At 50.6% G+C, this 19,187-nt stretch carries 15 protein-coding genes and 1 pseudogene; 5 read left to right on the top strand and 11 right to left on the bottom strand.

All coding sequences use genetic code 11. The features are described from left to right. Positions 1-348 precede the first annotated feature (348 nt). Positions 349-5,622 (top strand): HD domain-containing protein, encoded by a 5,274-nt coding sequence (locus JNK54_09215; protein ID MBL8024442.1) that lies wholly within the window; start codon positions 349-351, stop codon positions 5,620-5,622. A 60-nt stretch (positions 5,623-5,682) separates the two neighbouring features. Here the strand turns inward: JNK54_09215 and JNK54_09220 are convergent, their stop codons facing one another. The 6 genes and pseudogenes from JNK54_09220 to JNK54_09245 all read right to left on the bottom strand — a co-directional run bounded on the left by JNK54_09220 (position 5,683) and on the right by JNK54_09245 (position 12,684). Further along, positions 5,683-7,482 carry an adenylyl-sulfate kinase gene (locus JNK54_09220; GenBank protein ID MBL8024443.1) on the bottom strand — a complete coding sequence of 600 codons (1,800 nt, stop codon included), beginning with the start codon at positions 7,480-7,482 and terminating at the stop codon, positions 5,683-5,685. A 17-nt stretch (positions 7,483-7,499) separates the two neighbouring features. Beyond that, complete coding sequence (gene cysD, locus JNK54_09225) at positions 7,500-8,402, bottom strand: sulfate adenylyltransferase subunit CysD (protein ID MBL8024444.1); 903 nt, start codon at positions 8,400-8,402, stop codon at positions 7,500-7,502. A gap of 177 nt (positions 8,403-8,579) precedes the next feature. Next, positions 8,580-10,958, bottom strand: coding sequence for a carbohydrate binding domain-containing protein (locus JNK54_09230; GenBank protein MBL8024445.1), 2,379 nt, complete (start codon positions 10,956-10,958; stop codon positions 8,580-8,582). A gap of 121 nt (positions 10,959-11,079) precedes the next feature. Next, positions 11,080-11,208, bottom strand: a pseudogene (locus JNK54_09235) (VapC toxin family PIN domain ribonuclease). Between the two features lie 103 nt (positions 11,209-11,311). Then, positions 11,312-11,926 carry a type IV toxin-antitoxin system AbiEi family antitoxin domain-containing protein gene (locus JNK54_09240; GenBank protein MBL8024446.1) on the bottom strand — a complete coding sequence of 205 codons (615 nt, stop codon included), beginning with the start codon at positions 11,924-11,926 and terminating at the stop codon, positions 11,312-11,314. Continuing rightward, positions 11,923-12,684 carry a nucleotidyl transferase AbiEii/AbiGii toxin family protein gene (locus JNK54_09245; GenBank protein ID MBL8024447.1) on the bottom strand — a complete coding sequence of 254 codons (762 nt, stop codon included), beginning with the start codon at positions 12,682-12,684 and terminating at the stop codon, positions 11,923-11,925. Before JNK54_09245 ends, JNK54_09240 begins: the two co-directional genes overlap by 4 nt. 228 nt (positions 12,685-12,912) lie before the next feature. Here JNK54_09245 and JNK54_09250 point away from each other — a divergent pair, with 228 nt between their 5' ends. Continuing rightward, a complete protein-coding gene (locus tag JNK54_09250) occupies positions 12,913-13,473 on the top strand; it encodes a hypothetical protein (GenBank protein ID MBL8024448.1) in 561 nt (186 codons plus the stop codon). Next, positions 13,473-13,742: a hypothetical protein gene (locus tag JNK54_09255; protein ID MBL8024449.1), complete on the top strand. Its 270-nt coding sequence runs from the start codon at positions 13,473-13,475 to the stop codon at positions 13,740-13,742. The genes JNK54_09250 and JNK54_09255 overlap by 1 nt, the downstream gene beginning before the upstream one ends. On the opposite strand, the gene JNK54_09260 is transcribed toward JNK54_09255, so the two are convergent. Beyond that, a complete protein-coding gene (locus JNK54_09260; protein MBL8024450.1) occupies positions 13,739-14,086 on the bottom strand; it encodes a type II toxin-antitoxin system PemK/MazF family toxin in 348 nt (115 codons plus the stop codon). The genes JNK54_09255 and JNK54_09260 overlap by 4 nt on opposite strands. Continuing rightward, positions 14,073-14,255, bottom strand: coding sequence for a hypothetical protein (locus JNK54_09265; protein ID MBL8024451.1), 183 nt, complete (start codon positions 14,253-14,255; stop codon positions 14,073-14,075). Before JNK54_09265 ends, JNK54_09260 begins: the two co-directional genes overlap by 14 nt. Positions 14,256-14,328: 73 nt before the next feature. Here JNK54_09265 and JNK54_09270 point away from each other — a divergent pair, with 73 nt between their 5' ends. Beyond that, positions 14,329-16,593 (top strand): hypothetical protein, encoded by a 2,265-nt coding sequence (locus JNK54_09270; protein ID MBL8024452.1) that lies wholly within the window; start codon positions 14,329-14,331, stop codon positions 16,591-16,593. Between the two features lie 25 nt (positions 16,594-16,618). Beyond that, the gene (gene lexA, locus JNK54_09275; GenBank protein ID MBL8024453.1) at positions 16,619-17,215 is read left to right on the top strand and encodes a transcriptional repressor LexA; all 597 of its coding nucleotides are present in this window, start codon (positions 16,619-16,621) and stop codon (positions 17,213-17,215) included. Between the two features lie 300 nt (positions 17,216-17,515). Here the strand turns inward: lexA and JNK54_09280 are convergent, their stop codons facing one another. From JNK54_09280 to nth, 3 genes are read right to left on the bottom strand one after another with little or no spacing between them, the layout of a single operon-like run. Continuing rightward, positions 17,516-18,070 carry an NUDIX domain-containing protein gene (locus JNK54_09280; GenBank protein ID MBL8024454.1) on the bottom strand — a complete coding sequence of 185 codons (555 nt, stop codon included), beginning with the start codon at positions 18,068-18,070 and terminating at the stop codon, positions 17,516-17,518. 43 nt (positions 18,071-18,113) lie between these two features. Beyond that, the gene (locus JNK54_09285; protein ID MBL8024455.1) at positions 18,114-18,530 is read right to left on the bottom strand and encodes a DUF309 domain-containing protein; all 417 of its coding nucleotides are present in this window, start codon (positions 18,528-18,530) and stop codon (positions 18,114-18,116) included. Continuing rightward, complete coding sequence (nth, locus tag JNK54_09290; protein ID MBL8024456.1) at positions 18,527-19,156, bottom strand: endonuclease III; 630 nt, start codon at positions 19,154-19,156, stop codon at positions 18,527-18,529. Before nth ends, JNK54_09285 begins: the two co-directional genes overlap by 4 nt. Between the last annotated feature and the right edge of the window lie 31 nt (positions 19,157-19,187).

Below are 19,187 nucleotides of genomic sequence, written 5' to 3' on the forward strand. Positions count from 1 at the left end.
TTGTCGTCAAAGAAAGCTTCTGGTCGTTTACAATAAATTTACAACTTCTTTAGGGGATCTTAAGGCCCAATTCGTAGGATAGGGCTATGGAAACCATGCGAGAGAAGGGAGGCCCTATGGAGCGATCGATTCATTCTGAAGGTGTCTGTGTGCATTGTGCCGGTGAACGAGTTGCCTTTCTTTGGGCGAAGGATTCCAACCAGGAAGGACGTTGGGTGATCAATGAAGCAGTTAACCCCAATGAGAAATCTTTAAATTCTTGCGATTGTAATTCCAATTAGCTTCCGCGTATCCCGCCACCTTTTCTCCCCCATGTGCGGCTCAGGTTTTCGCGTTCTTCTGGGCGCCATGTTTTTCTTGCTCCATGTTCCAGGGGCGTATGCTGTTGAATCTAATTTTTGGCAGGATCGACGTTCGCGTTCTTCTGAAAGGCTCAAATCCCCCCCCACCCCATTCCTGGCGTCCACTTCGTTCGTCTCTTCCGCTGGCGATCTCGTCCCGGGACGTTTCTCCTCCCCGCTGTTTTTAGGACCATCGGAGCGGTCTTATCGTTCGAGTTCTGGTTTAGGCGGTCTCTCTTCAGGGAAATCGGAAAAAATTGAATGGATCACTTCTTCCCTTGCGGCGTACGGGGACATTCGGGAAGTTTTTCAATCCTCAAATCCTGCGGCCCCCATGGTTATTCATTTGCAGGATATTCATGATATTGAAGAAGCTCAGCGTAATCTCGCGGGGATCTTGGACGCATTGCAGCGAGAGGGTGGGGTGGATTTTGTGGGACTGGAAGGGGCTGTTGGTCCCTTTCATCTCGAACCTTACCGGGCCTCCCCTTTCCCGGATGTGACCAAAACCATGGCGGATGCCTTTTTGAAACTGGGGTATTTATCCGGGCCTGAAGTTGCCGCTATTACCGCAAAAAAAGTTCCATTTCTTTGGGGTGTGGAAGATTTAGGGTTGTATGGGGATCATATTAAGGCGTTCCAGGAGTCTGAAGATCATCGGTCATCCCTTAGGGAGTCTTTCAATCGGGTATCTTTTGACTTGAACGAAGCTCAGGAACGGTTCTATTCTCCTGAACTCCGGGCCCTGGAAAACCACCGGAAGGCCTATCAGTCTAATCGTGAACCCTTGACGTCTTTTGTTGACCACCTTTGGAGGGTGGGGACGTTTAATGAAATAGATTTCCCCAATATTTCACTCCTCCTCCGTTCCATGGATTGGGAGAAAAAACTGGACTTAAAAATTGTTGAAAAGGAAAGAGCGGAGTTTGTTAAGGAAATCACCCGTAAGGTCCCAGAGGCGGCTCTGGTTGTCTTAATTCAAAAAAGTGCGGATTACCGGAAAGGATCACTTCCTTACGGTGCTTATTATAGGTTCCTCCAGCCGTTTTGCCTTGCCAACGGGATTTCGGTTGCGTCGTACACCAACTTTAATAACTACATTTCATACGTTCTTTTGGCGGAACGGATCCAGAGGGAAGCCCTTATTGATGAATTGGAATCCCTAGACCTCGCCGCGGACTCTCTTCTTGCCAGAACTCCTGAACAGAAATTCCTGGTAGCCGCCCGCCGATCTTTGGGTCGGGTGGATCAACTGATTTCTCACAAACTTTCCCCCTCCGAGTGGTACCGCTACCAGAAAGACCGGAAGTTTTTGGAAAAGATTCCGGGTGAACTTTCGTTACTTCTTGGACGTCCCCTTGATGGGGTGAATAGCCTAACGCTGGAGAGCCTCGCTCCATTTGAAAAATTCTGTGAGCGAGCCTTGGATCGGAACAAGTCCCTTGTGGAAAATCTTTTGGAGAAAATGAAATCAGAGGGTCGTTCATCAGGGGTCCTTGTGGCCGGAGGTTTCCATACAGAGGGAATGGTTCGTCTGCTGAGGCAAAAGGGGGTTTCGTTTGTTGTGGTGACCCCGCGGTTATCCAGGGTCCCAGAGGGAGGCAGTCCCTTGGATGTGTTTAGTCGACAACCACGCCCCTTGGAAAAACTATTAGCGGGTGACGTCATCCATTTGAATTTCCCCCTTCAAACCCAAGCGGGGACCGAAGCCGCCAATTTAGTCTCAACGAGAGCGGATGGATTCCTACGTCAGGAAACGTCCCATGTTCTTTGGTCTTCCCTTCGGTATTTTTTGGAAAAATTGAAACGGGGATTCCAAGGGGACAATTTAGAGCAATTCGAATCCTTTGCGAGCCCGTTTAAAACGATTGTTGGCGTTTCTTCTCGCGTTTTCGAGTTCAAGGGGCGTTCGGCCATGGCCGTGAGAGTCAGGAAAAGAAACGGGACTGAACAAGAATTCCTTATCGTGTCTGAGCCGCAAGGCAGCAAATATGTGGTTGATTTACCGAAAAATCCGCTCTATCAGAGCCCTTTTTTACTTGATGAAATTTCAACGATGGTATCTCTGTACGATTTTAATTGGTTTGGACCCATGGAATTTGGCCCTGTCTCTTGGGCGCGGGAGTATATTCCGGATTTCTGGATTTCAAACCGCCGTGCGATTCGACGCTTTGTTCCCCGTCTTTTGGGGGGACTTCTTTACCCTTCTTGGGAAGTCAAAACGGAAGCGCGTATGGAGGAAGCGCACGACGCCTTTATTCAGCGGGCAATCGCTCTGGGAGTACCCGCAACCGTTTTGAACGGAATTGCCGCCCACATGCGACGATCACGGGAGTTGGCAAACCGTATTTCCCGCGACTTAAATTTAAGCTCTGGCGATCGAAATGACCTTCGCTTGGCCGCGATCATTCATGATACAGGGAAATTCCATCCTGATTGTGTGCACAGTATTGCCAGCCGCGCGATCTTTGGGCCAACCGCGGATGTTCAAGAGGAACTTCAAAAACATGAATCCGTCGTTTTTGAAATGATGGAGAGAGAGGAATTGCCAATAACAGAGAACGTTGCGCGTATTCTAAAAGTGCACAGTGCCCTTGGTCCCCGCTCAAACGAGCAATTAGCGACTATTCCGGGGGTGACAGACCGGCACATCCGATTGGCTCTTTTGCTCGCCATGATTGACGTGTCGGACGGGTACCGTGACATGCATCGTCCCTATATCCAAACCCGTGTCATTACAAACAATGAAGGATTTCCAACGGCGGAACAACTTCGGAGAGAATTCCAAAGATATTCCAATAAATTAAGAGAGACCCGTAGACCCTACCGTCATGATCTTTCTGAGTGGGCCGATCGCAAATATGATGAGCTCTTAAAAAAGACATGGTTTCGAATCGCCACTGAAAAGACCCTCTTTGAATTCATCGCATTAAGAGCAACCGATCAAAATAAGGGTGGGGACGTGTCCTTAACTGAACATTCTTTTCAAACGGTGGTTTCGGATATCGCTAAATTTGATCTATTTTCTCGGGATACACCTATGGAGCTCTGGTGGCGTTCGGTCGTGGAATCTGTTTGGCTTCAAGGAAATGAGGGGTTGGAATCCCGGGGAGAAATCCTTCAAACGTTACTGGGGTTTCTCGAGAATTCAGGAGAAACCATTTCCCATTCCCAAGTCCTTGACCTACGGTTTTTAACTCGTCAGATGATGTCCTTTTCTTTTCAGGAAACCTATCCTGACCCGGAAACCCATTCCAGTGCGTTGGTCGATGATTTAGAGTCCCTGTTTAAAGATCATCGGTATTTGGATTTCGAAAAGTTAGGGTGGGCTTTAACTCGTTTTGTTAAACAAGGAATAAGCCTTTCAAAACCTGGCCATCCTGTCACAGTAAGGGCTCGGAATATAGATGGGAATAGGGTGTTTGAATTAAGGGGAGTGACGGCACTATCCCCCCTCACGTCTTTTGACTCAAAGGAGGGGCAAGTCTTTCCTCTTTCAGGAAGAAACTTCAAGGGCAGGGATATTCCGACAGCGCTCTTGCCCCCCCCTTCAATCTCAGAGAATAAGTTTTCGCTTGAACTTGTTGTTCCCTTTTCAACCGATGACTTTGCCGCCTGGCATGTGTCCAAAGCAGACATTGAAACGGTTGGGGGGTGGCTGGAAAAGATGTTTGAGTGGGAGAAAATTCGATATCTTAACATTCATCTGATGGTCAATACGAGCTTATCCGGGCCCATGCAAGCCGTTCGGTATGAGGACCAAACAACGATTTTCTTGAACCCCCATCGCGCCTCGAAAAAATCAATGGAGAAGGCGATGAACCAAATTGTGGCCGGTGTTCCAGAACTCCGAGCGGGAGGACCTGTCTTTGATTTGTTTTCTGAGATCACCATGAAGCACCTGGGAATTAAGCCGACTCGGTTCAATTCTTTACTCAATATGTTTGTGGGGCATTCTTCGGAAAAGATTAAAAATCGACCCTGGTTGCATCTGGGTGGGGCTGTGGTATTTGAAAATTCACTTCGGGTGGCCTACATCGCCGGTTTCTATTCCCTTGCCCTCTGGGCAGGGGTGGGGGCCTTGGGGTCTTTTTATGTGGCCTATGTGGGAGGCGGAGTCATTCTCTGGGCCCTAACCCATAAAATCATGAACCTGTTTTTGCGAAACTTCTTCCCCCATAAGAAAGTTCAAACTTTGACATGGACTGATGCTCTCTATAAGATCCCTGCAAGTTTTCTTGTTTCCGTTGTATTTCTCAGTGTTGGGTTTTATATTCCCCTGGAAAACTTAGCGGTTCTAAATCAGGTGATGGCGCTCGTTTCGTCCCCTGTTTTCTTGGGCGCGGTAACGATGACAACTCTATTTCAATCGAGTGTGGATGCTTACATTGCGTTTTCGAAACCCCATTGGGGCCGACATCTTCTCAATATGTTTCTTGGAAGACCAGAACCCGAAATTATCCCCCCACCCACTCGGTTGATTTTTTCCATTGATGTCAATGAAATTCGGGAGCGCGTCTCAACTGAAACACGCAGAAGAGAATCCGATCGTCAATATCTCGGGGCGATGATTTCCTCTCGTTCGTTCGGTTCGTCTTTGGCCGTAAGGCATCGGGCCGAAAATGTATCCCAAGAACAAAGACGAGTCGATCTCCAATCCTTGGCCTTGGAAGTGGCGGCTTTTGAGAAAAATTTGAAGATGAATCTGTCTTTTGCACTTCGTGAGATGGGGGAAGGCTACAATAGGGAGATGGGCCTTTTGTCTTTCTCCGAGGCCGTGGAGTCCGCGCTTAAACATGATAAAGAACTTGGAATAGAGGTCTCAGCATCCCTCTTTAAGGCCGATCGCCAAGCTTATTTGAACCCTCAAGATATTGCGACGCGAGATCAGTTGCGTTTGGTCTCCTTGTTGAGTGAATCCAAGAATATTCCCCTCACGCTGATAGTCCCCGAAAACATTTCGAATACCGATGTTTCCTCCTTTTTGGAACGGCAAGGAATTCGAGTCGATTTGAAGTATTCCATGGTTTCAAAGACAAGAGAGCTCTTAAACGCCGAGTCGAAATATTCGGTGGAGAAATTGATGAAAAAGGTTCAAGGTGTTACCACTGTTTCCGAGTTGAGGCCCATGATGTTATTTTTTCACGATGCGAACGAATGGGCCATAGACCCACGTCTCGCCCAGCTCCTTTCCCTGTTTTATGGGGATTTGTATTACGATGTTCAAAAAGTCACGGGAGATCAGTTAACGCACCTGGTGGCGGTCTTGATTCAAGCCTAGTCGATCCCATTCGGGTTTGTTGTAAGACTGGTTTGGGAAAATTTAACGGAGAAAAAGAGACTACTTTTTTTTAGGAAAGAGGATGTTGTGGCGGGTGAGAAGTCCAACGAGTTTTGACGCCGCGTCGGGATTTTGTTCCTGACCTGTCAGTCGTAGATCCGCCGAGGAAAGCGCGCTTTCCCCTGAACAGATCTCGATAGCCAAGACAGGGAAATCGGGAATAAGCGCTTGGACCGCGGCGACATCGGCGAGCCCGATGGCGTTGGTGGTGGACACCACCAAGAGCCCTGCGTCCAGGAGAATGTGGGCCACTTCGGCGAACCGACGAACGAGTTCCTGTTGGGTCGACTGGGTCCAAATCATGTCGCTGTCAACGCCAAGAAGGACATTGGTCCCATCCAACATATAGGTGGCGTGGCCATCCTGGAAGAGATCTTTTTCAAGAGTGCGGGCGTAGCGATGTTTTCCGACACCGGACTTGCCAACAAACATGACCAACGCCGCCCGGTGCCCGAACCGTTGTGACCGTTCTTGGGGGGAGACACCCCCTTTAATCCAATGGAAATCACGCAGACGGGCTTCTTCCCGGAGTTCTTCCTGATCGTCCCGTTCCGCGGAAATAATGATTCCCCCCCCCGCGATGTCGTAACCATCCACCAAAACGAAACGGGCTGTTGCTTCTCCTTGGGTGATGTCGTCAAAGGCGATGGGCTGTTTCGTTTCGAGAACAACATCCGCCACGTCATGACGCCCGACTTCGTGAATTTCTAAAACTTTCCCGGCGTCAGAGGCGTCCACCACTTTTTTGATTTCATGAAGGTGAACCGGAACCGCCTGGGTATGGATTTTGAGTTTGTAGTCCCGGCCTTTGATAAAGGGCTTCTTGCCCAGCCATATCATGTTGGCGCGGAATCGGGTACTGACGAGGGGTGGGGCCGCGGTGTGGCTCATGAGTTCGCCACGGGTGATGTAAATTTCTTCGTTTAAGGTAAACCCCGTTGACCACCCCGCGCCAATTTCTTGGCGGGGTGTTGCATTAAAGGCTTCAATGCTCTTGATGACACTGGATTTATTGGAGGGAGAAAAGAAAACAGGATCCCCCACCTTCACCCGACCGGATTCCACGCGCCCCGCGATGATCCGACGATCGTCGCCCTGGCTGGTGAACTTATAAATGGCCTGTACAGGAAAACGAAGGGGGCGGTCAAGATGGGGAGGCGCTTTTTGGAATTCGTCCAGGGCTTCCAAGAGAGTGGGGCCCTTATACCAACCCATCTCTTGGCTTCGGATCGTAAGATTTTCACCATTTAAAGCGCTGGCGGGGATAAAACAATCGGGGTCAGGGGCCCCAATTCCCTTTAAAAAAGAGCGAAACTCTTGTTCGATTTTTAAAAAGAGAGTTTGATCGCGGTTCACCAGATCCATTTTATTCACAACCACTAGGATTTGTCTCACTCCCAACATGGAAAGCAAATACCCATGGCGCCGGCTGTTCTCTCGAACCCCTTCTTTGGCGTCGATAACCAACACGGCTGCCTCGGCCCGAGCGGCGCCGGAAATCATGTTCTTGAGAAACTCGATATGGCCGGGGGCATCAATAAGAATATAGTCCCGTTTGTCTGTTTTGAAAAAGGATCGGGCGGTATCAATGGTAATGCCTTGGTCCTGTTCGTCCGTCAAGGCGTCTAAGAGAAAGGCATACTCGAAGGGTTTTCCCGTGCGGGAACATTCTTTGCGTACCGATTCCAATTTCCCTTCCGGGAGCGAACCCGTGTCGGCGAACAGCCGGCCCACGACGGTGCTCTTCCCGTGGTCCACATGACCCACGATGACAATGCTCATCTGTTCTCGGGTGTCCACCCCAGGCAAAGAGGTCGTCACATGTACCCTTCGCGGCGCAGTTCTTCGAGACCGTGTTTGCCGTCTTGCAACCGGCCCGAGCGTTCCGCAACGTTTTTAAGTTTTCCGCTTTTCAGTTCCGTAATAATATCGTCCACGTTCCGGGCTTGGCTTTCGATGGGGGCTTGGCAGGGGCCACAGCCCAAACTTCGGTAACGCGTTCCCGCCCCCTGATCGTAATAAAGGGATACGGTGGGGATATTTTCCCGTTTAATGTATTCCCAGATATGAAGCTCGGTCCAATCCAATAAGGGGTGAATGCGAACGTGGGTGCCTGGGGCGAAATCGGTTTTAAACTGATTCCAAAATTCCGGGGGTTGTTCCCCCACATCCCAGGCGCTGTTTTTGTCCCGGGGAGAGAAATAGCGCTCTTTCGAGCGGCTTCCTTCTTCATCGGCTCGGGCACCCACAATGACGCCATGGTACGGGGCCCGATCGGGATCTATTTCGTATTGACCTGAGGTGTGGTTAAGTTTTTGTCTTGGCCAAGTGCCATTCAGCGTGTTGGCCAGGGCGTCTTTTTTCAAAAGGCCACAACATTCCACTCGAGACAATTTATCGGGATGGCCCTCCGGAAGATGTTGGGTGGCCGGAAACGTTCGACCGGCCTTAATGGCTTCAACATTCTGGCCGACGATCATGGTCAGTTTATATTCCAGGGCCAATCGTTCCCGATAGGCAATCATCTCTGGAAGTTTATAACTGGTGTCGATGTGAACCAAAGGAAAGGGGACATGTCCAAAAAAAGCTTTGCGCGCGAGCCAAAGCAAGACCGTGGAATCTTTCCCAATGGACCACAGCATGCAGAGACGTTCAAAATGACGGAACGCCTCTCGGAAGATATAGACACTCTGTTGTTCCAACTGATCCAAATGATTCATGGGCGAAGGGAGTCCTAAATGTTGGCCTTCAGATTGAACAAGGATATTTTACAAAATTAGATCTGGTCGTGTTTGGCGTGGGGAAACATTCCGGAGAAGGATCCATCCCTTTCTGCGGGCAGGGGATCTCTGTAATGGGTTGGCTGGTTGAAATGGGAAGTTTTGGAAGCTACATCGTTAGTTCTGGACCACGACCTTTAACGTTTTACTCCTTAAGTTACTTTTGATCAAAACGAGGTAGACGCCGCTGGCGACCCTCTGGCCCTCTATATTGCGGCCATCCCAGACGGTTTCCCCATTTTGTTCATTGATAGATAATTCGCGAACGAGGGCACCCGTAATCGTAAAGACCCGAACGTGGGCATCCAGAGGAATGGAGGAAAAAAAAATCCCTCTGGGATGGAGGTTGGGCTGAAATGGGTTAGGATAGGCTCGAACGTCTTGAAGTGACCCCTCAGTGAAGGAAAATTGAAGGGCTGTAACTGACAGCTTCGGGAGTGTCACCTGGAATCGGGGTTCCCCTTTTGTCGAGGGGAGAAGAGAAGAAACGTCGGAGCTATTGAACCCGGACCGTTGGATTTCGTTTGGTGTGGCCACCGTGTTGCGAGAATCAATCGCGGAGCCCGAAATCACGCTCCCCTGCTCAAAGGTTAAAGGGAAACTGAAATTATCGAAATCAAGATTAACGGAGACGCTGTTGTCTTTGTTTCGGTTCACCATCAGGAGTGAGATTTCTTTATTGGCAGAGTCGAGAGTGGCCAAGGCGTCGACCGTTGGGATAGAGGTTTCTCCAGGCATCCACCCCACAGGTTCAGACGTGAACGTTGTCCCGGTCACTTGGACGTCCACGAGTGTGGGTTTGAGGTAATCTTTGTAAAGCGTCTCCACATAAAAGGGACCATGACGAATAAGGGTGGCGTTAAATCCGGCAGTGAGAGTAAACTCCACGAGGGATGAACTTTCGTTTAACAGATCGAACTGGTTGACCAATCGAATGCCCTGGCGGAGAAAGGTGTTTTTCATGGAAGCCATGAAAAGCGTGGATTGGAGATTTTGTGGGAAGAAAAAATTACTATTCCCTGTCGTTGTGGTGGTCTGTGCCGCGTATTCAGTAACCGCGATTTGGATCTGAGGGTTTCCCGACTCGGCAATGAGGGATTTTAAACTGATAATTTCTTCCTCAAAAAAGAGAGGGGACCCCATGAGCGCGTTATAAACGGTTGTTTCATCGAGCATACGATTATCGCGTCCCGTGGCATAAACATGAATCGATAAAAAATCCATTTGGGTCGCGGCCCCAGCGAGAAGATCTTGATTCCAGTTGGGATCCACAATCCCTGTCATATACCCATCCGACGGTTTGTGCCCTCCTACAGCACCGACAAAAATGGTGGGGTCTACCGCTTTCATGGCGTCAGAGAAATCTCGAAAGGCATTGATGTAATTGTCTGTGTTCGGTTGAGTGTATCCCCCGGGGTTGGGCAAAGATCCCGGTTCGGGAGCGATTTGGTTCCAAATTTCGTTTCCCACCTCCCAATATTTGACATGGTAAGGGGTCGATCGACCGTTGGCTGCGCGTTGGGCGCCGAAAGGAGTCGATGGTGATCCGTTGCAATATTCGACCCACTGGGCTGCGATGGTAGGTCCAGAGGCTAAATTGACGATAAAGACAGGCGTCCATCCTTGGGCCTCGGACATTTGGAGAAATTCGTCCACACCAAAATCATTGTAATAGGGTTTTTTATCGAAGCCATCTCCGGCGGTTTGAGTGTAATAGTGAAACACGCTCACATTTGATTTTCTCAAATCTCGAGGGCCCACAGCTTTTTTCCAGTCGTAAGCGTTGGCCTCACTCCCAGAACCGAAGCGCATGGTTTTCATCCCCAATTCTCCAAAGGCATTGAATAGGGCAGGAGAGAGGCCACTTTGGGTGACCGTGGGGATAAGACTTAAGTTATCAATCCAAACTGTTCCTGTTCCGTTAAATTGAAGAAGAAAAAGACCGTTGACTTGACTGTCTGTGACGGTGAAGGACCCTGAATATTGGGTCCAGCTGGAAGCAATGGAAGGGTGAATTCCTGAATTTGAAACGATGGAATAAAGGGTATTGGGATCGATCATTGAAACCGTGATGTTTCCCCCGTAGCTGGATTGTTTTGCCCAGAATGAATATGTGTAGGTTTGTCCCGACTCCACCCAGACCGCGGTTTGGACCATTGCCACAATGCTCCCGGAGAGAAAGGTGTTAATGACGGTTTTGGCGGAACATCTATCCCCATATCTTTCCGTGCAATCTTGGGAAATGGAGGCAGTGGCCGTTTGGATAACGGAGGTCCACTTTTGATCTAGGGACCACTCGAACCCACGATCGAGGATCCGTTCGTCAAAAAGGCGGTTTTGAACTTTTTGGTTGTCGTTGACCTGAGCGTTCGATCCAAACAGAGTCGTGGCGGAACTGATTTTATTGAAGTCCAATACGACCACTTCGGTCGCCATTGTGGTTCCCCAACATAATACTCCAATGGCAAATCCAAAAGCCGCATTTTTGAAATTCATTTGGGATTTCTCCAGCGTTCCTTCCCCATTATATGAGGATCTTTGATTTTAAACAAGTCGCTCCAGGTGCAGGAGAAATTTGTGTTCTGAGCAAAGAACATGTTTCTTGTTGTGGGTTCCGTTACTTGTAAGGAAGGATTTGTTGCCGGATTTTATTTTTGAGCGGCTCGTATTCGGGGTCTTTGTGGACCAGAATAGCCCCGAGACTCAGTGCGGTCGCGGCAATCCAGGCGTCGGCAACGGAAAGCCGGGTCGATTGCATGTCATTTTCTCCAATCACATGTAATTTTATTTTAAGAGCATGTGTCTCGTAGCGAATGCAGCTATTTGTCAATCTCGTGCGAAGGCGTTTATCAGAAGCCTATTTTTTTGAGGTATTGGGTGAGCGCTGGAAAGGCGAATCGAGTGGCGTATTCCCTGATTTTTTGGGAATCCAAATCCCATTTTTTATTGCGGGAATACGGAACGCCCAAGGGGGACCGTGGAACGAGCCCCAGGTAGGCCAGATCCAGAAAGGCTTTTTCTTTTTCGGCCATGGGGAAGGTCCCTTTGTTTGAGTGGCTTTGCTGAAAACCCCAAAACAGGCGGGCCGGGAGGTGGTGGATATGAAAATCGGCCAAAGACGTATGGAGCCGGGCGGGGCGGCCTGTGGTGACGGCATACACCGCCCGGGGGACTTCGTCGATGGCACCCTGCCTGGAAAGCGCGGTGTAAAGAGAAATGTAACTGGGCGAGGGAAAAGTGAGGTGTTGGACGGCTTCTGCAGGGTCCAGCGGATCGTCCAGTCGGTTGGCCCACACGCCCCTTTTGAGTTGGGTCAACAGTTTTTTACCAGCGAGCCGTTGGAGCGCGTGGGTCGTTGCCGCAGGTTTAAGTCCCGTGAGTGTGAGAATGTCGGACGTTCTGAAAAACCGCAACCCCTGACTTTTAATAAGCCGTAAAATGTCCGTGGCTGGGAGTGTTTTCATAGTGACTCCGCCAGATGTCGCTCAACGGTTTCTTTCATCATCTGAAATCCCGCTGGATTGCCGTAGAGGGTTTCTAAGTCTTCTGGAAGGAACGGAAGCACTTGTTCGCGGAAATCGCCCAGAGAAAAACCGTTCGCCTTGTTCACCGCCCTCTCCCTCTCTTCCGAAGTGAGATCGTCGAATTTTTGAAACGGTGTCCTTGGAAATTGAGAATACAAGTGATGGAGGTCAAACAGGTCCCGAGCGGCAACGCGGGAAGGCGATCCTAAGGCGCGGATCTTTTGGGCGATCATTTCTTTGGGCCCATAGTGGGCGGCCACGAACGGCGGAAGGAAGGCCATTTCTAAAATTTCAGGGGTTGGGGTTGCCCGATCCGCTGCGATGTCCGGGGTGCGTCGGCTGAATTCCAGCCGGGTTGAAAGTCGGGTGCCTCCCATCACTGTCAATAGGATTTTCCATCGTTGGGTTGTCTCCGTTTGTTTAGGGGCCGAAAACTGCAGGCCGATGACGCCCTGAGGGCGAAGCCCGGCGGTAAGGGCTGGCCCCCCCAGTATGTGGTCGACCGCATGTCGAAGTGTACGCACGGGAAGTCGCGGGGAAACGTCGATGTCCATGTCTTCCGAAAGTCGGGGCGAACGATGGAAAAAGCGAAGGCAAATTCCTCCCTTCACAGCATAGGGCCGGAGGGCCAGTCGGGAGGCCAACTGCCGCAGGGCATGCAAGTGAAACAGTTCGCGAACGCGAAAAGAAGGGTCCATAAGTTGATAATGTACGTAATTTACTTATTTGTCAATATCTAACATTAATAATGCATTGGGTTGCTTCTGTCTAAAAGGCTGGAGCGACCTCTCTTTCTGGTAGGTTTCAATCCAAAGAGTGGGGGTATAAAGTGTCAGGTGACTGGGCCGTATGTGTGGTGGCCCCCCCCCTGGTCCGCAATTTCTTTTCCACTTGATTTATTATATATACAAACGTATAGTATGCGAATGAGCCTTTTCCTCCCCCCACCCAGTCGATTGATTTCGGAGAAGTTGGGGTGGCCTTCGGGGCGGGGGCGGTCTTTTCATGTGTTGTGCGGCCCCCGGGGGATTTCTCGGTGGACAGTGGAGGCACTCTGCCCCTTGTTGGAGGGGCCAACAAAAATTTACTGGGTCGACGCGGCGAACCGTTTTGACGCCCACGCCCTGGCCAAGACGGCTCAAGGGTATCGGATGGATCCCCGGGCGGTGTTATCCAAAATCCAATTGGCCCGGACCTTTAACGCTTTTCAACTGGCCGCACTGGTGACCGGAAAATTGCCCCGGCTCGCTCCGGGGCCTGTGGTGTTGGCCGACCCTCTGGCGCCCTTTCTTGATGAAGAGTTGGCGCTGGAAGATGCACAGCGTGCCTTTCAGCGGTTCTGTTTGGGATTGGCCGATGTTTCCGGTCCGGTCCTGGCTTTGGTGGTGGATCGCCCGTTGCCTCCAGGCCGCAAATGTTTTTCCCAGGGATTTTTGAAATTGGCCCAAAGTGTCACCCGGGTGGGACCTGTGGCCTTGGAAAACTAATGGGCCGGACGCTCCCCACCATCGTTCAAACGCTTCACCAGGAAGAAGCCCTGTGGAAAGATTTCCGCCGGGCGCTTCGCAAAGAGGATCAGGAGGTTTTAGACACGTTGTGGCGATTTGCCCGTCGGCATGCGGCACCGCTTTCCATGGCCAGCCGGCCCGTCCCTATGGAGGGAATCACCCTGGCCATGCTCCTTGGCCTTGCCGCGCGCGTTCAGGAACTGGAAAGACGTTTGGAGGTGCGGGATTCTGTCAGTGAAGGGCGTTAAGAAAGGATTTTGTGGAGTTCGGTGGTCAAGTATCCGAGGGTTGGGTTTGAAATATGCCCCAGTTTTTTTCGGATTAAGCGTTGATCGATTGTCACGATTTTCCCAAGTTTCACGAGGGATGGTTTCGGAAGACCAGCCGACTTTTGATCCTCCTGGGACAGAAGATGATCGTAGCGAGGGACTTTTTTTGAAACTTGAGACGTTATGGCGACTAAAACCACATCTAAATGGGTTTGATTGAATGTGTTCGACGACAGGATCAGCGCTGGGCGCATTTTTGTTGTTGTTAAATCCGTAAACGGGAAAGCAATGAGAACGACGTCGCCTCGCTTAAAGGTTGTCATATATATCGTCTTGTGAGTTATTCCAAAAAGCAAAAGAGGTTTCCGCTACTTTGAGGCGAGCCCAATCTTCTTTGGGAAGGCGAATGAGTGCGGGTAGATCCCGGAGAAATTTTCTCTGATCTTCCGGTTTCAGGGCCCGGACACATTTTTTAAGAGTTTTGAGTGTCATGGGGATAGTCTACTTAGGCGGAGGGAGGAAATCAAGGGTTTTTCGACGGCGTTTTTAGTGAATGAGGGATCTTATGCACTGCAACGGATGGATCTTTGACGCGTATCCTGTTTTTGAAGGAATTCGGGTGTGGGCGGTGTTGGTGGATGGGCGGCGGGTCACCTTTGTTGACCCCTGGCGGGCCCCTTTTATCGTGGACGGGGATTCTTGGGGTCGGGCTCGCCCTCTCTTGGTCTCGTCGCATACCCCCCTAGAGATCTCTCCCCGACAAGGAGCGGACCTTTATTCCGAAAAATGTCGACCGGGGTGGGAAGTTCGCGTTGCCCCGCCGGTTCATGGTCCCCTGGTCAAAAAATTAAAGCGGGCGGGGGTTCTCCTTTACAACGCGGACTTTCATCTTGTTCAACATTATCACTACGAGCGGCGTCATTTCCCCCTGGCCTTTGGCATGTTTGATTTTGACGGTGATCGATTGACCTCGTTTTCGCTCCAAGACGATCCTTGGTCTGTGGATTTTTCACTTCCCCCCCTTCGGTTCTTGCATGTGGCTCTCGCGGGGTCCGAATTTTCCGGTGCGGTGAATCCCACCCACGCGTCCCGTGGTGGACTGGTTTTACAGTATGAAGGATTGACCCATGTGTTGGAAGGGGACCCCGCTCAGCAAATGGAGAGTTTGGATCGGCGGATTCGGGAGTGGGATCCCGACGTCCTCTCGACTGACTGGGGTGACAGTTATTTGATTCCGCACCTTTTGGAGTGGTCGATCAAAACGAGACACCCCCTTTCTCTGTCCCGGGATCACGCTCGTGGGGTGAGCGGTCAACAGGGCCGGAGCTTCATGACTTACGGCCAAATGATCTATCAATCGGGTGCCCAATATCTTTTCGGTCGTTGGCATCTGGATCTGAAGAACAGTTTCTATTTTAAGGAATGTGGCTGGGAGGGCCTCTACGAAATTGCCCGCATCGCTAAGATTCCAGTTCAACGGGCGGCCCGAACGACGATCGGGACGTCCCTGTCCTCCATGCAGTTGGACGTAGCCCTTCGTCGGGGCCTGTGGGTGCCCATGGACAAGGCCCAGGCGGAGGACTTTCGCCCGGCGTCAGAGCTGGTGGTGGCGGACAAGGGCGGTTTGGTCTACGAGCCCGATATCGGCTGGTTCGAAAACGTGGCCGAGTATGATTTCGTCTCCATGTACCCCACGCTGATGGTGAAACACAACATTTCACCCGAAACAGTGAATTGTGATTGTTGCCGAGAGGTTCTTCCTGTCCCAGAAATAGGCCACCACCTTTGCCGTCGTCGCCAAGGAATCGTTCCGGAAGTTTTAGCGCCGATCTTAAAGAAACGCGTCGAATACAAACGTCGCTATAAGGCGGGGGATCCCCAAGCCGCCGCTTTCAAGGCTCGCGCCGATGCCCACAAGTGGTCCCTAGTGACAAGCTTTGGCTATCTCGGATTCAAGAACGCGCGGTTCGGGAAGATCGAGGCGCATGAGTCGGTGACGGCTTGGGGGCGTGAGACTCTCCTGCGAGCCAAGGATTTTGTGGAAAGCCGGGGATTTCATGTTCTTCATGCAAATGTGGACTGTGTTTGGGTTCAAGGGCAGGCGGGAATGGATTACGAACATCTTCGGCGGGAGATCGAAACGGCAGGCGATTGCTCTGTGGGGTTGGAAGGCGTCTATAAGTGGCTACGGTTTTGCCCTTCCAAAACCGTTCCGCTCTCGGGCGTGCCGAACCGTTACTTCGGGGCGTTCACGAACGGAGAGCTCAAAATACGGGGGTTGGCCCTGCGCCGTCGGGACACACCGGAGATCTTTAAGAAAATGCAGAAAAATATGTTGGCGGTTTTGGCCGAGGCTGACGACGTGGCGGGATGTCGGGCTCGGGTCGGACGTGTGTCCGTGATCGCGGATACGGTTCGCGAACGGATCGCGGAAGGCCGGGTGGATGCCGTGGAGTTGGCCGTCACTTTTACGTTATCAAAGGACCCCTCGGAATACGTTTCGAATGGACCTTCCTCCGTGGCCGCGAAACGTTTGGCGGCGTCTGGAGTTCCTTTGCATGCGGGGGAAACCGTGCGCTACATCATCACTTCTTCAGGGGACAAGGTGGTTGATTTTCGTGCGACGCCCTTGGCCTTCGTGAGCGAGGCTCCAGAAGTGGACACCCAAAAATATCTAGAACTTTGGCAACGGTGTCGGGATGAAATTATGGAGGGTTTGGAAGAGGAATCTCCCGTCTTTCAGGTTCGAGAAATCCCGGCGCCATTTTCCCCTCAGCGCAGAAAAACTGAAAATGAACACCAACAGGAATTTTATTTTTTTGAAAAATAAGCATATTCTTTTGTATAGTATTCCTATGGACCAACTCACGGCACGCCAAAAAGAAATCTATACGTTCATTGTCAATCAAATTGAGAAAAGTGGTATTCCCCCCACGGTAAGGGAGATCGCCAAACATTTTGATGTTTTTCCAAAGGCGATTCAGGATCATATTTCAGCGTTGGAACGAAAAGGTGTTTTGCGTCGGGCTAAAGAGACGGCTCGTGGTCTTTTGTTGGGGGCCAGGCGGTTGGTGGAAGCCCAGTCCCGACTCCCCATCCTGGGGCGAGTTTCCGCTGGAGTTCCCCTTGAAGCGATTGCGGAGGTGGAGGATTATTTGGCTGTGGATGAGGCCATCGCCAAACGCGCTAACTTCGTTTTGCGTGTGAAGGGCGACAGTATGAGTCCGGAACTTTTGGATGGGGATATGGTCTTGGTTCAAAATACGACTGTGGCGGAAGACCGGGCTATTGTTGTGGCCACCGTGGATGATGAAGAGGCGACGGTCAAACGATTGCGGCGCGTGAACCGGGAAATCTTTTTGGAACCGATAAATTCTGCTTATCCCCTCATTCGAGGTCGAAAAGTTTCTGTTATTGGAAAAGTGACAAGCGTCATCCGAACCTATTTTTAACAGATTTGCCGCGGATTTAATCAATCCAGTTCCCCGCTGGTAACCCGAAATCCCCAGTTGAATCACGGGATTCGACAAAAAAATCGGGCTTTTTTCCTTTCCAAAAAAGTTTGTCCGTAGTCCCCGCGACCGCGCTAGCGGAAGTGCCGCGTGGGAGCGGCCTACGACCTGCACTTTTTTGTTCGTAAAAAAGCCCGCTTTTTTCGTCTCGCATCAGCGGCTCTGCCGCCTCAAGTGCCAGGCTCTCTGAGCCTGGCCGGTCCTCGCGCTCAACTGGGGATTCCGGGTTAACTCATCGTATCATTGAGTTTCAGACACCCAATCTCTTAAAGCATGAAAAGTGCTTCGAAACGCCAGTTCTTTCCATGGAATTTCGTTGGGTAGGAAGGCTTTTACTTCGAGAGATTCGGCCCCTGGGCAAGGGGTGGGACCAATGACTTCAGTTGGATAAATGACCGTAACAATTGGAGAATCTTCGTAGGAATAAATCTTGGGTGGTCCCAGAACGCGGACCCGAGTACGGATTTCTTCCCAGGTTTCTCGCAGGGCCGCTTGTTCCACGGTTTCCCCCATTTCCATGTAACCGGCTGGATGACTCCAAAGGCCGTAGGCGGGTTCAATGGCCCTTCTTAGTAAGTAGATTTTCCCGTTATGAATGGGGAGGGTGGCTCCCACTATTTTAGGGTTTTGGTAGGCGATCCCTTTACACTCGACACAGACAAATCGTTTTCTTCTTTCAATATGAACATAAGTCCATTGGAGCGTTTCTCCGCAACGGAGGCAATGGCGAATATCGTTTGAAAAGGTTTTCCACCAGGATTTAGGAAGTCCCCCATCCGCGAAACGTTTTTCCATTTCACGTTCAATTCGGGGAGTGATTATTTTGGGGGTTTTGAGTTTATTCGGGGGCATCGGAATTCGCTCGTTTTAACTGGAAAGCAAGTTGGGATGAATAGGATATTTTGATTGGACCTGAAAGGCCTCTTCCAGCTAATTGATCAATGGGTGCGTCCAATATCCCTGTTAAGGCTTGAGTGAATTTCGTTCGGAGGAGAGTCAGGTTCAATCCTAGATGGTGGGTTCCGTAGGGAGTAAGGAGTTCTATCCCGGAGCCATAAAGAATTCGGGCCCCACGCATGTTTCCAATCTGAAGATGGTGCATGGCACTGGTGACCTGAATGAGCCCCTGAAAAAAGTCCTTGTTCGACCCGCGGGTGTCGTGCCAAAGTTCTTCCCACACTTCATGGGCTTCGAAAAACTCTTCCCGATTAAAGAGGGAAATCCCCATTTCAAAGCGAGGATCCAGGGTGCTCATAAGGTGCCCACGGAAGGACAATATTTTCGCAGGGGGCAGGTCGGGCAATCCGGCCGAAGGGCTCTACAATACTTCCGGCCGTGTGTAATGAGGGCATGAGAAAACCAAATCCAATCCTTTTGAGGGATCATTTTCATAAGATCGGTTTCAACCTTTTCCGGCTCGATCTCTTTTGTCAGTCCCAGTCGTTTGGAGAGTCGTTTAACATGGGTATCCACGACCACGCCACAGGCAATTCCATACCCTGTCCCCAAAACCACATTGGCTGTTTTTCTGGCCACCCCGCGCAATTGCAGTAATTCGTTCATGGTTTGAGGAACAACTCCTCCATAGTGGGCCATCAATAAACGTGAGGAGTGGATTAGGGATTTAGCCTTTTGACGGTAGAAGCCCGTTGATCGAATAATCTCTTCCACCTCTGATAGAGACGCCTGGGCGAGCTCTTCGGGCGATCCGAACGTTTTAAAAAGGTTCGGGGTCACTTGGTTCACTCGCTCATCGGTGCACTGGGCCGAAAGAATGGTTGCGATTAACAGTTGAAAGGGGTTGGCGTGGGTTAAGGCGCAGTGAGGTTTTGGATATTCTTTTTTAAGGGACCGCAGGATCGGCGCGAGAGATAAACTCATGGTGAAATTTTAGCAATTCGGCTTTAATCAA

It is taken from the genome of Elusimicrobiota bacterium (genome assembly GCA_016788905.1).
In the GTDB taxonomy this organism is placed as follows: domain Bacteria; phylum Elusimicrobiota; class Elusimicrobia; order FEN-1173; family FEN-1173; genus JADKHR01.